Annotated in this window: 12 protein-coding genes and 1 pseudogene; 5 read left to right on the forward strand and 8 right to left on the reverse strand. The window is 66.9% G+C overall.

What is annotated here, in order from left to right:
- From Q7V15_RS08040 to Q7V15_RS08050, 3 genes and pseudogenes are all read right to left on the reverse strand, one after another.
- Positions 1–489: pseudogene (locus tag Q7V15_RS08040) on the reverse strand (Fe-S cluster assembly protein SufB); the annotation flags it as partial.
- 10 nt (positions 490–499) lie between these two features.
- Positions 500–1,642, reverse strand: coding sequence for a cysteine desulfurase family protein (locus Q7V15_RS08045; RefSeq protein ID WP_304754951.1), 1,143 nt, complete (start codon positions 1,640–1,642; stop codon positions 500–502).
- Complete coding sequence (locus Q7V15_RS08050; RefSeq protein WP_304754953.1) at positions 1,639–2,079, reverse strand: Rrf2 family transcriptional regulator; 441 nt, start codon at positions 2,077–2,079, stop codon at positions 1,639–1,641. Before Q7V15_RS08050 ends, Q7V15_RS08045 begins: the two co-directional genes overlap by 4 nt.
- A 155-nt stretch (positions 2,080–2,234) precedes the next feature.
- Between Q7V15_RS08050 and Q7V15_RS08055 the strand changes: the two genes are divergently transcribed.
- Positions 2,235–2,885 (forward strand): alpha/beta hydrolase, encoded by a 651-nt coding sequence (locus Q7V15_RS08055; protein ID WP_304754954.1) that lies wholly within the window; start codon positions 2,235–2,237, stop codon positions 2,883–2,885.
- Between the two features lie 19 nt (positions 2,886–2,904).
- Here Q7V15_RS08055 and Q7V15_RS08060 read toward each other — a convergent pair whose 3' ends face one another.
- Both Q7V15_RS08060 and Q7V15_RS08065 read right to left on the reverse strand, forming a co-directional pair.
- Positions 2,905–4,221: an amidohydrolase gene (locus tag Q7V15_RS08060; RefSeq protein WP_304754955.1), complete on the reverse strand. Its 1,317-nt coding sequence runs from the start codon at positions 4,219–4,221 to the stop codon at positions 2,905–2,907.
- 1 nt (position 4,222) lies between these two features.
- Entirely contained in the window at positions 4,223–5,350 is a 1,128-nt protein-coding gene (locus Q7V15_RS08065) for an anhydro-N-acetylmuramic acid kinase (protein ID WP_304754956.1), read from the reverse strand.
- Between the two features lie 255 nt (positions 5,351–5,605).
- Between Q7V15_RS08065 and tyrS the strand changes: the two genes are divergently transcribed.
- The 4 genes from tyrS to Q7V15_RS08085 all read left to right on the forward strand — a co-directional run bounded on the left by tyrS (position 5,606) and on the right by Q7V15_RS08085 (position 9,303).
- Positions 5,606–6,865, forward strand: a complete 1,260-nt coding sequence (tyrS, locus tag Q7V15_RS08070; protein ID WP_304754957.1) for a tyrosine--tRNA ligase — start codon at positions 5,606–5,608, stop codon at positions 6,863–6,865.
- Between the two features lie 27 nt (positions 6,866–6,892).
- Positions 6,893–7,363 carry a peroxiredoxin gene (locus Q7V15_RS08075; protein WP_304754959.1) on the forward strand — a complete coding sequence of 157 codons (471 nt, stop codon included), beginning with the start codon at positions 6,893–6,895 and terminating at the stop codon, positions 7,361–7,363.
- A 256-nt stretch (positions 7,364–7,619) separates the two neighbouring features.
- Positions 7,620–8,786 (forward strand): M23 family metallopeptidase, encoded by a 1,167-nt coding sequence (locus tag Q7V15_RS08080; RefSeq protein WP_304754960.1) that lies wholly within the window; start codon positions 7,620–7,622, stop codon positions 8,784–8,786.
- Positions 8,764–9,303 (forward strand): polymer-forming cytoskeletal protein, encoded by a 540-nt coding sequence (locus Q7V15_RS08085; RefSeq protein WP_304754961.1) that lies wholly within the window; start codon positions 8,764–8,766, stop codon positions 9,301–9,303. The genes Q7V15_RS08080 and Q7V15_RS08085 overlap by 23 nt, the downstream gene beginning before the upstream one ends.
- 51 nt (positions 9,304–9,354) lie before the next feature.
- On the opposite strand, the gene prfB is transcribed toward Q7V15_RS08085, so the two are convergent.
- From prfB to Q7V15_RS08100, 3 genes are all read right to left on the reverse strand, one after another.
- A protein-coding gene (gene prfB / locus Q7V15_RS08090) for a peptide chain release factor 2 (protein ID WP_304754963.1) occupies positions 9,355–10,468 on the reverse strand; the annotation gives its coding sequence in 2 pieces (ribosomal slippage) (positions 9,355–10,398 and positions 10,400–10,468; 1,113 coding nt in all).
- Positions 10,469–10,553: 85 nt separating this feature from the next.
- Complete coding sequence (locus Q7V15_RS08095; RefSeq protein WP_370689792.1) at positions 10,554–12,902, reverse strand: penicillin-binding protein 1A; 2,349 nt, start codon at positions 12,900–12,902, stop codon at positions 10,554–10,556.
- Positions 12,903–13,028: 126 nt separating this feature from the next.
- A complete protein-coding gene (locus Q7V15_RS08100) occupies positions 13,029–14,219 on the reverse strand; it encodes an N-acetylmuramoyl-L-alanine amidase (RefSeq protein ID WP_304754964.1) in 1,191 nt (396 codons plus the stop codon).
- Positions 14,220–14,458: the final 239 nt, after the last annotated feature.

A 14,458-nucleotide genomic window follows, 5' to 3' on the forward strand; every position in this document is an offset into this window, starting at 1 on the left:
CTCGCTGAACGAGCAGAAGATCACCCCGACTGCGGCCAGCTCCTTCTTGAAGGTGGTGACCACCGAGACGCTGTCGAACACCGCATCCACGGCGTATTTCGGCGCCCCCTGGACGCCGGCCAGAACCTCCTGCTCGCGCAACGGAATGCCGAGCTTGGCGTAGGTGGCCAGGATTTCCGGATCCACCTCGTCCAGGCTCATCGGCCCGATCTTCTCCTTGGGCGCGGCGTAGTAGTAGGAGTCCTGGTAGTCGATCTTGGGATAGTTGACCTTGGCCCAGTCCGGCTCGTCCATGGCCAGCCAGCGCTCATAGGCCGCCAGGCGCCATTCCAGCATCCATTCCGGCTCCTGCTTCTTGGCGGAGATGAAGCGGACGATGTCGGCGCTCAGGCCCTTGGGGGCGAACTCCTGGTCGACGGTGGTGATGAAGCCATGCTGGTAGCGCTCCAGGGCCTCAACAGAATCGACGGTCTTCTTGACGGCGGGCATTGTTCTTCCTTCAGGCCGCAGGCGCGCGACGGCGCGCGGCGTGGCGGTCGTAGGCCGTGATCCAGGCCTCGACCATTTGATTCCAGTCATCGGGCTTGGTTGACCAACCGCCGGAGATGCGGATCGCCGCCCCGGCCAGGTCGCTCTGGCCCATGGCCAACAGGACATGGCTCGCCTTGACCTTGCCTGACGAGCAGGCCGATCCGGCGCTGACCATCACCCCGGCGAGATCAAGCGCCATCACCTGAAGCTCCGCCGGAAACCCCGGAGCAGCGATGCAAAGGGTGTTGGGCAGACGCGGCGCGTCGGCGCCGAGGGGCACGGCGCCGGCGGCGGCGAGGGCCGCCTGGGCGCCATCGCGCCACTCAGCCTGGGCCGAGACGGCCTCCAACGCATACAAGGCGACCTCAGCGGCGGCGCCAAATCCCACAATGCCAGCGACATTCTCTGTGCCCGCCCGGCGGCCACGCTCCTGGCCGCCCCCATGCAGGCGACGCACCAGCGTCGCGCGCGGACCAAAAGTCAGAGCGCCGGCGCCACCTGGGCCGCCGATCTTGTGGCTGGAGATGGCCAGGGTGTCAGCGCCCAGGGCGCGGCTGTCGATCGCAATCCGACCGGCCGCCTGAACCGCGTCCACATGCAGCCAGCCGCCGGCGCCCCGGACGAGCACCGCCGCCTCTGCCACCGGCTGAAGAACCCCGGTCTCATTGTTGGCGAGCATCAGGGCCACAAAGGGCCGGCCATCGGCGGTGTTCCAGGTCTTCAGCGCTGCAGAGAGCGCCTCGAGATCGAGGCGGCCGTCGCTATGCACAGGCATGAGTTCGACCTGCGCCCCAGAAGCCCGGGCCGTCTCCAGCACCGCATCATGCTCGATGGCGCTGACCAGCAGGCGCCGAGCGCCGCTCGCAACCGCGCTCTCAATGGCCAGGGCGTTGGCCTCGGTGCCACCAGAGGTGAAGACCACGGTGGAGGCCGGGGCGCCGATCAGGGCGGCCACCTGGACGCGGGCCTGTTCCATCCGCGCCCGGGCGGCGCGACCCGCGGCGTGAACCGACGAGGGATTGCCTCCGGCGATCAGGGCGGTGTTCACCGCCGCCAGGGCCTCAGGCCGGATCGGGGCGGTGGCGTTGTGATCAAGATAGACGGCACTCATGCGGCCACCGTTCCGGCCTCAGCGCCCAGCCGGCCGCTGACCACGTCAGCCAGGGACACCGATTCCAGATAGGCGTGGATCTGGCGGCCCATCTCTTCCCAGAGGTCGTGGGTCAGGCACTTCTCGCCGCTGAGCATGCAGCCTTTGCGCGCGTCCTTGGTGCAGCGGGTGGCCCGAAGGGGCTCGTCGACGGCCAGGACGATGTCGGCGATGTTGGTCTCGCTGGCCAGCCGGGCCAATCGGTAGCCGCCGCCGGGGCCCCGGGCGCTGACCACCAGGCCCTGGCGGCGCAGGCGGGCGAACAACTGCTCCAGATAGGACAGGGATATCTCCTGCCGCTGGGCGATCTCGGCCAGGGCGACAGCCTTGTCCCCCTCGCGACGGGCGAGGTCCGCCATCGCCATGACCGCGTATCGTCCCTTGGTGCTCAAGCGCATGGGGTCAGGCCCGCCTTGCAGTTTTCCCGCGCATCGGACCGAGCGTGTGCTACAAGCCGCGGCTTCCCAGGGCGGGGTTTTCCGAATGAACGCATGGGTGCGATCTAGGAAGACCAAGCGCTGTAGTCAAGTATTCGGCGGCACGAGAGGATGGCATGCCAGAGATAGTTCTGACGGGCGCGGCCGGACGGATTGAGGGGCGCTACGCCCAGGGCAAGACGGAAAACGCCCCGGTGGCGTTGATCCTCCACCCCCACCCCAAGGCCGGCGGCCAGATGAACAATCCGGTGGCCGTTCAGCTCTACCACCTGTTCATGAAGCGTGGCTTCTCGGTCCTGCGCTTCAATTTCCGCGGCGTGGGCCGCAGCCAGGGTGAATTCGACTCCGGCATTGGCGAGCTGGCCGATGCGGCCACCGCCCTGGACTGGTTGCAGTCCACCAACCCGGCAGCCTCGCAATGCTGGGTCGCCGGCTATGACTTCGGCGCCTGGGTCGGCATGCAGCTTCTGATGCGCCGCCCGGAAACCGACGGCTTCATCTCGGTGTCCCCACCCACCAACATGTACGACTTCAGCTTCCTGGCCCCCTGCCCGGCCTCGGGTCTGATCCTGCAAGGCTCGGCTGACACCGTCACCCCGCCGGTTGAAGTGGAGCGCGTGGTGTCCAAGCTGCGGACCCAGAAGGGCATCGTCATCGACTATGACCTGGTCGACCAGGCCAACCACTTCTGGACCGAGCGGCTGGTCGAGGTGGAGACCCGGGTCGGCGCCTATCTCGACAAGCGCATGGCCGCCCTGGAGGCCTGAGGCCGCCACCAGAGCAACCTCAGTCGGCCGGCCCGCCCGCGGTCCTGTCGAGATAGTCCAGGGCCGTCAGGACCTGAGCGCGCACACCGACCTCCAGCGCCGCCTCGTCGATCGTGAAGAAGGGCGAGTGATTTGTGCCGGGCGGATAGCCGACCCCCAGTCGGTAGAACAGGCCCGGGACCACAGCCTGGAAATCGGCAAAATCCTCGGCCCCTGTAATCAGGCCGGTTTCGGCGTTGACGGGGCCTGAGGCCGCCGCCAACAGGGTCGGGGCCATCAGGCGCGCGAGATCCGCATCATTGCTGACCACCGGCGTGGAGCCCCCCAGGGTCAGGCTTCCCTCCGCCCCATAGCGGGCGACAATGCCGTCAACGGCGGCCTGCATCTGGGCGATGGTGGCCGTGCGCATCTCCGGATCGAAGGTGCGCAGGGTCCCGCCCATCATCATGTCCTCAGGGATGATGTTGTGGCGCACGCCGCTCTGAATGACCGCCACCGTGATCACCGTCGGCGAACGCGCCACGTCCAGCCGTCGGGCGGCGATCTGGTTGAAGGCCTGGACGATCTCAGCGCTCAGTGAGGCAAGGTCGATGCCGTCCCAGGGCCGGGCGCCATGGGTCTGCTTGCCCTTGATGCGGATTTCGTAGGAGTCGGCCGCGGCCATCATCGGACCGCTTCGATAGGCGATGGCCCCCACATCGCCGGGACTGACGTGCAGCCCGAAGATGGCGCCGGGTTTCGGATTGGCCAGGGCGCCTTCGGCGATCATCATCGCCGCGCCCCCGTCTTCCCCAGGGGGCGGACCCTCTTCGGCGGGCTGGAAGATCAGCACCACGGTTCCGGCGATATCCTCACGCATCCCCGCCAGAACCTCGGCGGCGCCCATCAGGATGGCCACATGGGCGTCGTGGCCGCAGGCGTGCATGACCGGCGTCGGCTGGCCATTGTACTCGCCCACGACCTTGGAGGCGAAGGGCAGGCCGGTCTTCTCCTCCACCGGCAGGGCGTCCATGTCCGCGCGCAGGGCGACCACGCCGCCAGGCTTGCCGCCCTTGAGTGTCGCCACCACGCCGGTGTGGGCGACGCCGGTCTTCACCTCATAGCCCAGGGCGCGGAGGTGCTCGGCCACCAGGGCCGAGGTGCGGAATTCCCGATTGCCCAGTTCCGGGTGCTGGTGAATGTCACGCCGCCAGGCCACGACCTTGGGCTGGAGGTCCTTGGCCGCCGCAAAGACCGTCGCCCGATGGGGGCTTTCCTGTCCAAACGCCGACCCGGCGCAGGCCAGGCTGATCAAGGCGGCGCCCATCAGCAGGCCAGTGGAAGATCTCCGGCTCATCTCAACCCTCCTGAGATTTTGCAGCGGGACGAACGATGCGCCCCCCCGTCATGGGGCTGGGCGCCCCTGTGGTCTTCGGAAAGGAAATCGGCAGGCCACGCGCCGTGCGCGCCGCCAGATAGGCGAAGGCCTCGGCCTCGATGGCGTCCCCGCGCCAATCCACATCTTCGGCGCTCAGCACCTGGGCCTTCAGCCGCTCGCGCAGGGCTTTCATGATCTCAGGATTGTGGCGGCCGCCGCCGCAGACGACGACCACCTCAGGGCTGACCTCCAGCTTCAGGAAGCCCATCTTCACCGCCTCAGCCGTAAAGGCCACCAGGGTGGCGGCGGCGTCCTCGAGCTTCAGCTCCTCGAGCGGCTCGAGGGAGAAGTCATAGCGGTCCAGGGATTTGGGCGGCGGGGCGTCGAAATAGGGATGGGCCAGCAGGGCCCGCAACATGCCCTCATCCACCATGCCGACGCTGGCATAATTGCCCTTGTCGTCAAACCGCCCGGCGCCTCTGGCCTGAACCAGCAAATCGATCATGCCATTGCCCGGTCCGGTGTCGAACGCCACCAGTTCCCCCACCCCCGGCCAGAGGGTGACATTGGCCACGCCGCCCACATTGAGCACCGCCAGGGGCGGGGCCATGCCAGCGGCCCGCGCCCGGGCCAGGTGATAGATCGGCGCCAGGGGCGCCCCCTCCCCGCCCGCCGCCACGTCGGCGGACCGGAAGTCAAAGGCCACTGGAACGCCAGTCTGTTCGGCGAGCCAGGCGGCGTCGCCGAGTTGAACCGTCCGGCCGATCTGGCCGTCCTTCGGCCGCTCATGCAGCACGGTCTGGCCATGCATGCCGATGAGGTCGATATCGGACCAGGCGAGATCATGCTCCGCCAGGAAGGCTTCGGCCGCCTCCAGATGCTCACGGGCGATGGCCGCTGCGGCCTCTTCAAACACCGCCGGCTCCGGCGAATTCCGCGCCCAGCCTCGGGCGGCCTCGGTGGCGGCCACCACCAGCTTCCGCACCGCGTCGGTCAGCTTGCGCTCGCCGGCGGGGCCAAAGGCCTCAATGGTCTCGCCGTCGGTCTCCAGCACCGCCATGTCGACAGCGTCGAGAGAGGTGCCGGTCATGAATCCCAATACACGCATGCCCCTTGACTGCCATGGCTTGGGGCCGCTAGCTAGCCGCATGATCGACGCCTGCGCCAACACCGGCCTCTATTACCGCGCCCCCTAAAGCGGCGCGGATCGATCTCTTGCGCCCTCCCTCTTGGTCGGCGCGCCCTTCGAACCCTTCGAACCTCAGCGTTTCCGGCCCCGCCCACCGGAGACCCTCAGATGACTCTCGAACTATCCGATCCCAGCGTGCTAGAGCCCGGGCCTTCCCACTCGAAGCCCGGCCCCATGACCAGCGATCCTGAGTTCAAATCCGACTTCCTGCGCCTGATGCAGACGCGCGGCTACATCCACCAGATCACCCATCCGGCGGATCTGGACGCCGCCTGCCTGGCCGGCCCGATCGTCGCCTACATCGGCTTCGACGCCACGGCGTCCAGCCTGCATGTGGGGCACCTGTTCTCGATCATGACCCTGCGCCGGCTGCAGCAGAGCGGCCACAAGCCCATCGTCCTTATGGGGGGCGGCACGACGAAGGTCGGTGATCCCACGGATAAGGATCAACAGCGCCCCCTGCTCACCGACGCCCAGATTCAGGGGAACATTGACTCCATCAAGACCGTCTTCCAGCGGTTCCTGACCTTTGGCGACGGCCCCACCGACGCGGTCATGGTCAACAATGCGGAGTGGCTGGAGAGCTTCGGATACCTCCAGTTCCTGCGGGACTACGGCGTCCACTTCACCATCAACCGCATGTTGAGCTTCGACAGCGTCAAGACCCGGCTGGACCGCGAACAGCCGATGACCTTCCTCGAGTTCAACTACATGCTGATGCAGTCGGTGGACTTCCTCGAGCTCGAGCGCCGCTACGGCTGCGTCCTGCAGATGGGCGGCTCGGATCAGTGGGGCAATATCGTCAACGGGGTGGAGCTGATCCGCCGCGTCGACCAGAAGCCGGCCTTTGGTCTGACCACCCCCCTGCTGTCGACCGCCTCGGGCCAGAAGATGGGCAAGAGCGTCGGCGGGGCGGTCTGGCTGAACGCCGACATGCGCAGTCCCTACGACTACTGGCAGTTCTGGCGGAACACCGAGGACGCCGATGTCGGCCGCTTCATGCGGCTGTTCACCGACCTGTCCCTCGATGAGATCGCCAGGCTGGAAGCGCTGGAAGGCGCCCAGATCAATGAGGCCAAAAAGGTGTTGGCCAATGCGGCCACCAGCCTGCTGCACGGCGAGGAAGCCGCTCAGGCGGCCGAGGCCGCCGCGGTGGCCGCTTTTGAGCAGGGCCAGCTCTCCACCGATCTACCGAGCTTCGAGATTCCTCGCGGGGAGCTGGAGGCGGGCGTCGTCCTGGCCGCCCTGGCGGCCGATGCGGGGCTCGCGGCCTCACGCGGGGAAGCCCGGCGCCTCGCCCAGGGGGGTGGCCTCAGGGTCAACGACCAGGCCGAAACCGACGCCAACCGTACCCTCGACGCATCCGACCTCATTGATGGCGTCGTAAAACTGGCGGCAGGAAAGAAGAAGATCGTGCTGGTCCGCCCCGTCTGAGGCGGCAAGACACTGAAGGAGTGAGAAATGGCTGACCTGGAAGTGGGCGCAGCAGCGCCGGCGTTTGAACTTGAGGGCGCGCAGGGCCCCATCAGCCTGGCGGACTTCGCCGGCCAGACCCTGGTGCTCTATTTCTATCCAAAGGACGACACCTCCGGGTGCACCAAGGAGGCGATCGACTTCTCCGCGCAGATTGACGCCTTCGCCGGGGCCGGCGCCGCCGTCCTGGGGGTCTCGAAGGATTCAGTCGCCTCCCACGGGAAATTCGCCGCCAAGCATGACCTCAAGGTGCTGCTGGGCTCGGACCCCAGCGGGGCCGTGGTCGAAACCTATGGCGCCTGGGTGGAGAAGAGCATGTATGGCCGCAAATACATGGGGATCGACCGCTCCACCTTCCTGATCGATGGCCAAGGCAAGATCGCAGCCATCTGGCGCAAGGTGAAGGTTCCCGGTCACGTGGAGACCGTCCTCAAGGCCGCTCAAGACCTGAGGCCCTAGTCTGACGTCGCACACCGCCGGGTGCGGGGAACCATTCCAGGGCGGACTGTGTTGTAGAATTGTCGCGCATGCGGGGAATGTCGAGGAGGCCCTCTCAGGGGCCCCTGATCCTTGTGGCGCCTCAATTGAGTCTCGTTTAACGAGATGATGCAATGGTGTGCGAAGCTAGGCTTTTGTTCCCTCCGGGCGCGAAGGGTCTTGCGCGCCCCAACCATCTCATTGCATATCGTCGTCGCTGCTCCTGGTAACTGTAGCGATGAGCATGAAACGCATAACGCGCCTCCGCCGTTCGCTCGAAGAGCTCTTCCCCGAGCGCCATCTCTATGTCCGTTCCGGCGGCGAGATGCGCGCCTACGTCCTGACCACCTCAAAGCAACTTCTCGGCGCGGGCGCGGTTGGCGCCGCGGCCCTTTGGATGGGGATCTGCACGGCGGCCATGATGGTCAACGCCATGCAGATGTCGGCGTCCGATCAGGAAATCGCCCGCACCCAGGCCAAGTATGAGCGGTGGATCGCCGATCGGCAGGCCCGGCTGAACAGCGCGGTCGCCCAACTCAACGCCACCAACGGATCGATTGACGACCTCGCCCTTTCGGTTGAGCGCCGTCACGCAGCCCTGGCCATGTTGCTGAGCGACTACAAGGACACCCCAGGCGCAGCCAAGGCCCTCGCCCCAGAAATCCAGCGCGCTTCAACAGAGCCTGAGATCACTGACCCCGTCCGGCGGGTGGAGCTGATCCGCGCCAGCCAGGAACGGCTTCTGGACTCGGCCGACACCTTCGCCAAGGGACGCGCCGAGCGCCTGCGCATGGCCTTCCGGCTCGCCGGCCTCAGCCCCAATGGTTATGCGCCAAAATCCGGCGCCCTGGGCGGCCCCCTGATCGAGGCCCGCGACCCCAGCGCCCTGGCCGCCGTTCTCGACGTGGATGAGGATTTCGCCGCGCGGATCCAGCACGCGGCCACCAATCTCTCCGAAGCCCGCGCCCTTGGCTCAGCCGCCGAAAAACTCCCCCTGGCCAAACCCACCGCCGGCGGACGCCAGTCCAGCGGATTCGGCGTTCGCTTCGACCCGTTCACCAAGCGGCCGGCCTTCCATTCCGGTCTCGATTTCGGGGGCGGCTTCATGGCCCCGATCCTCGCCACCGGCCCAGGCGTCGTCTCCTTCGCAGGCGTGCGTTCTGGCTATGGCAATACGGTCGAGATCGACCACGGTCAGGGCTTCAAGACCCGCTACGCCCACCTGCAGGCCATCGCCGTAAAGCCCGGACAGCGGGTCGCGGTGGGCCAGCGCGTCGGCGGCATGGGCTCCACCGGGCGCTCCACGGGCGTTCATCTCCATTATGAAGTCTGGGTCAATGGCCGCGCCCAGAACCCCAGCCGTTTTGTGAAGGCGGGCGAATATGTTCAGCAAGCAGCAGACTAAGTCGGACAACTCCAAGACCCCTGCGCGCCTGGATGCGCCGCCTCCCGCCCTTGCTGACTCCACACAGACCGCCCGAAAATCGCCGAAAGTGGCCTCTCTCATCGCCGAAAACCTCACGGTGGAAGGCGGCATCACCGGAGAAGGCGAGCTTCACATCGACGGCATTGTTCGTGGCGATGTCCGGATCGGCAAACTCACCATCGGCGACACCGGCCACGTCGAAGGCTCAATCTATGCTGAGGCGGTCGAGGCCCGCGGCCGGGTGATCGGCGCCATCACCGCCAAGCAGGTCCGGCTCTATGGCACCTGCTATATCGATGGCGACATCACCCATGAGCAGCTGGCCATGGAGACGGGCGCCTTCTTCCAGGGGCGCAGTCTGAAATTCCAGAGGCCGGCCGCCCCGGCGCCCGCCGCCGCCAATCCCGTGAAGGTCGAGACGCCGGCCCTTGAGGCCCCAGCGGCTGTCTCCGCGGCCAGCGCCAGCGGCGCCCCTCAGCCCAAGCCCGTCTTTTAAGGCAGGCCGGCGTCACGCCGCTGATAATCCGCCCCGGGCTCGTGGCGCGGATCAGGCGTCCCGGGTCACACCGACCCGTTGGGCCAGGGATGCGCCCATGAAGGCGTCCAGATCGCCATCCAGGACGCCGTCGGTGTCGGAGGTCTCCACGTCGGTGCGCAGATCCTTGACCATCTGATAGGGCTGCAGGACGTAGGAACGGATCTGGTGACCCCAGCCGATGTCGGTCTTCTGGTCTTCCAGGGCCTGCTGCTCGGCTTCCCGCCTCTGTAACTCGAGCTCATAGAGTCTGGCGCGCAGCATCTTCCAGGCCTCTTCCCGATTGGCGTGCTGTGACCGTCCCGCCTGGCACGCCACCACAACGCCGGTGGGGATGTGGGTGAGTCGGACCGCGGAATCGGTCTTGTTGATATGCTGCCCGCCGGCGCCGGACGCCCGGTAGGTATCGGTGCGCACATCCGCCGGGTTGATGTCGATCTCGATGGTGTCGTCCACCACCGGGAAGACCCAGACCGAGGCGAAGCTGGTATGTCGCTTGGCGTTGGCGTCGAAGGGTGAGATCCGCACCAGCCGGTGCACGCCGGCCTCGGTCTTCAGCCAGCCATAGGCGTTGGGTCCCTTGACCTGCAGGGTGGCGGACTTGATGCCGACCTGCTCCCCGCCGGTCTCCTCGATCAGCTCCACCGTCATGCCGTGCTGCTGAGCCCAGCGGGTGTACATGCGCAGAAGCATGCCGGCCCAGTCGTTGGATTCCGTTCCGCCGGCCCCGGAATTGACCTCCACATAGGCGTCATTGCCGTCAGCCTCGCCAGACAGCAAGGCCTCGAGCTCGGCGCGCGCGGCGCGCTCCTTGATCGCTCGGAGTTCAGCGCGAGCCTCATCTAGGCTCGCCTCATCGCCCTCTTCGTCGGCCATTTCCGCCAGGGCGACAGCGTCCTCCAGGCCGCGCTCAAGACCGCGCACGGCCTCGACCTGGCCCGCCAGACGCTGACGCTCGCGCATCAGGGCTTGGGCCTCGGCCGCATTGTCCCACAGGCTGGGGTCCTCGACCCGGGCGTTCAGCTCATCCAGGTGGCGAAGGGCAGGTTCCCAGTCAAAGACGCCTCCTGAGCAGTCCGATGGACTGCTCGATGTCGGCCGCCATGGCCTCGACATCCGCTCTCATGGATCGCTCCTGGCAATCGGTGGTGAGCCCTGCCCTTCAAGTCGGCAGGGGATTCAAGGGCGCGCGGGATAGCGCGCCCGAGGGCCTAATACAATCCGCTCATGTCATCGGCGGGGGCTGCGGCCTCGCCTGCATTGCCGGCCCCGCTGATCCGTCCATCGGGCCAGACCTTGTTGTAAGGCATCGGACCGCCCGGCCCCGGGGTTACGGTCTGGGTCTGAGCCCGGGGCTCGGTTCCGGGGCGGAACGCCTCCCTGATTCCACGGACCGTCGCATATTTGGCGTTTGCTGGCGCCTGGAAGTCCACGGCGGGCATGCCCTTCACCGCTTCCTGCATGAAGGCCGTGAAGATTGGCGTCGCCGCCGTTGTCCCCGTTTCCCCAAAGCCCAGGGGCCGATTGTCATCGAACCCGATGAAGACGCCGGCCACGATCTGCGGCGTAAAGCCCACGAACCAGGCGCTGCGATACTCATTGGTGGTGCCGGTCTTGCCACCCACCGGGCGTCCCAACACCGACACCGAGGTCGCCGTGCCCCGCTGGACCACGCCCTGCAGCATTGAGGTGATCTGATAGGCGGTGATCGGGTCCATCACCTGTTCGCCGGCCAGGGGCACCCGGGGACTTTCGTCGCCATTGAACCCTGCCGCGCAGCGGGGGCAATCGCGTCTGTCGGCGCGGTAGATGACCTTGCCCTCCCGATCCTGCACCAGCTCGATCAGGTGTGGCTCGATCTTTCGACCGCCGTTCACAAACGAGGCGTAGGCCGCCGTCAGGCGGAAGGGCGTGGTCTCGCCGGCGCCGAGGGACATGGCCAGCACCGGCTGCATCGTGTCAGCCACACCCATCCGGACCGCCAGATCGCTGATCTTCCGCATCCCCACCCCCTGGGCGAGACGAACGGTCATGGCGTTGCGCGACAACTCGAGCCCCCGGCGCAGGGTCAGGGCGCCATAGTAGCGGCGGTTGTAATTCTCCGGTGTCCAGGTCTCGCCCTCGCGGGCGCCCGGGAGGGTGATCATGGCGTCGGTGACAAGGCTGGCCGGGGTGTAGTCGTCCTCCAGGGCCGCCGCATAAACGATCGGCTTGAAGGCCGATCCGGGCTGCCTCATGGCCTGGGTGGCCCGGTTGAAACTTGAGAGGGAGAAGGAATAGCCCCCCACCATGGCCAGGACCCGGCCGGAATGGGGCTCGATGGCCACCAGCGCGCCATTGACCTGCGGCACCTGCTTCAGGCGGAAGGCCGACGCGCCCTCGCCCGGCGGCTCCACAAAGACCAGATCGCCCACAGCCAGACCCTTGCCCGCCCGGGCCCAGGCGACATCCTGGCTGGCCAAGGGGCCAGCGGCCCCGCTCTCGGCGACTTCCACCCGAATGTCGCCGCCAGCCACCTGGGTGACCGCAGCCGCCCGCCAACGCCGACGCTCGGCTGGCGCGGCCTGTCGACGGGCCACCTCCTGCCAGCCGGGCTCAAGGGGAATCTGGCCCCAGGCGCCGCGCCATCCATGGCGCCGGTCATAGGCCTCCAACCCATCCATCAGCGCGACCCGAGCCGCGGTCTGCATGGCCGGATCTAAGGTGGTGCGCATGTAGTAGCCGCCTTCATTCAGACGGGGACCCAGGGTTTCGAGCCCCCGGCGGCGGACCTCTTCAACGAAGTAGTCCGCATCGCGGTACTTGGCCCGGGTGGGCGCGGCCTGCACCACAAGGTCCTGGGCGAGGGCCGCAGACGCCTGCTCGGGGGTCACCCAGCCCAGGTCGGCCATCTCACCGATCACCCAGTTCCGGCGTGCGACGGCGGCGGCCTTGCGCCTCTGGGGATGATAATTCTGAGGCCCCTTGGGGAGGGCGGCGAGATAGGCGGCCTCGGCCAGAGTCAGATCGGTGATCGACTTTCCGAAATAGTTGTAGGCCGCAGCGCCGACCCCATAGGAGCGATAGCCGAGCCAGATCTCATTCAGATAGAGCTCGAGAATCTGTTCCTTGCTCAGGGTCTTTTCCAGGCGCTGGGCCAGGACCGCCTCCTTGAACTTCCGTCCAAGGGTGGCGTCGCTCGTCAGCAGCACATTCTTGGCGACCTGCTGGGTGATGGTCGATCCGCCCTCCAGGCGCCGCCCCTGGGCGGCGTTCAGAACGTTCTTCATCATGGCCCGGGTAAGCCCCAGGCCGTCGACGCCACTGTGCTGGAAGAAGTTGCGGTCTTCGGCGGCCATGAAGGCCTGGACCATATGCGGCGGCATCTGGTCGTAGGGCACGTAGATGCGTCGCTCGCGGGAAAACTCCCCGATCAGGGTGCCGTCCCAGGCATAGGCCCGCGTAGAGGTAGGCGGCCGATAGTCCACGAGGTCGCCCGCATCGGGCATGTCATGGAACAGCCACGCGGCGTAGATCGCCACGGCGAAACCCGCCACAGCGATCAGGCTGAGAACCGCCACGCCGGCGATCGCGACCCATCTCTCGGGGGGATGCAACTGTGTTGACCTCCGCAGGCGCCCTCGCCCGTCAGACCGTCATCTAACGCGCAACTCGTCGGGCGCCAACGGCCGCGTCGCCGCGGACGATCAGCGGGACGCCACCTGGCTCTGCTGGAGGAAATAGTCGTCGATGGCGTCGCCGACGCTGTTCATGAACCGGGTCCGCCGGCCGGCGTCCATCAGGGCGGCTTCGTCCTGGACGTTGGTCATGAACCCCATCTCCAGCAGGATCGCCGGAACGTCAGGCGCCAGCAGGACCACGAAGCCCGCGTCGCGGTGGCTGCGGCGCAGGAGCGGCATGTGCGGATCAGCCCGCTGCAGGACCAGTTCAGCAAAGGTCGCTGAACGATTCTTGGTCGCCCGCTGAGTGAGGTCAAACAGGATGTCACGGACGCCCTGGTCCCCGCCGCTGAGGCTGGCGTTCATGAACCAGTCGTCCTTGGAGACAAATTTCGTCGCCCGCCCCGAGGCCTGCTCGGAGAGGGTATAGACCGAGGTCCCGCGGGTGGTGGTGTCGGCGCCGGCGTCAGCGTGCAGCGAGATGAAGAGGTCGGCGCCCGCGCGTCGGGCGATCTGCACCCGGCTTTCCAGCGGGACATAGACATCGCTGCTGCGGGTCATCACGACTTTATATTTTCCGCTGCGCTCCAGACGCGACTGCAGGGCCAGCGCCGCAGCCAGGGTGACGTCCTTTTCATACCCCCGCGCCCCGCGGGCGCCGGGGTCGCGGCCGCCGTGACCGGCGTCGATGACCACCACTTTTTTCAGAGGCAGCGGCTTGGCGCTCGGCGCCTGAGGCCGGCTGGTGGGACGCGAAATGAAGGTGGCGCGGGGCGGGCTGGCTGAGGCGATATCGATCACATAGCGGTAGTGCCCCACTCCATCGGCCGGCGGCAGCAGAAAGCGACGCTTGATCACGCCGTCACCCGCCAAATCGATCTGGATGCGGGCCGAGCCTTGGACGGTGTCGATCATCCACGCCTTGACCAGACCGCGCCCCGAGCCTTGCAGGGCGCCCTTGGCCTCGACTCCGGGCAAGGACATGACCACACGGCCCCCAGAGCCGTCCTGGCTCACCTTGCCGGTGGCGCCGCGATCGAGATCGATGACCAGGCGGGTCTCGGCGGCGTCGCCCCCAAGGCGTACGCCAAGGATGTCAGCCCCGGGAGAGGCCGCATGTGACACCGCCACAGCCGCCAGGCCGCCCAGGGTCGCCACGGCGACGCCAGCGCACAGAAGACGCGCCTTCTGGAAGACCTTGGCCAGTCGGGAAAACATACGCTTACACACCCACCGAACGTTTCTGCGACGTTGAAGAACGACTTAGAGCCCATCCCCGTGGAAAAAGGGTTAAGCGGGCCCCCGCCGAGACGACGGCTTTCCTTTTTTCCGCCGGTGTTGCAATGTCGCCCCGCGCAACGATGGGCGTGACTCACATGCCCTCATTCCGCGCGCATACCTGCGTCGGCCCGACTGATGTTCGGCGACGACGCTCCACCGATCCCCGCCTTGCAGGC

Origin of the sequence: Phenylobacterium sp., assembly GCF_030651755.1 — a bacterium.
In the GTDB taxonomy this organism is placed as follows: Bacteria; Pseudomonadota; Alphaproteobacteria; order Caulobacterales; family Caulobacteraceae; genus Phenylobacterium.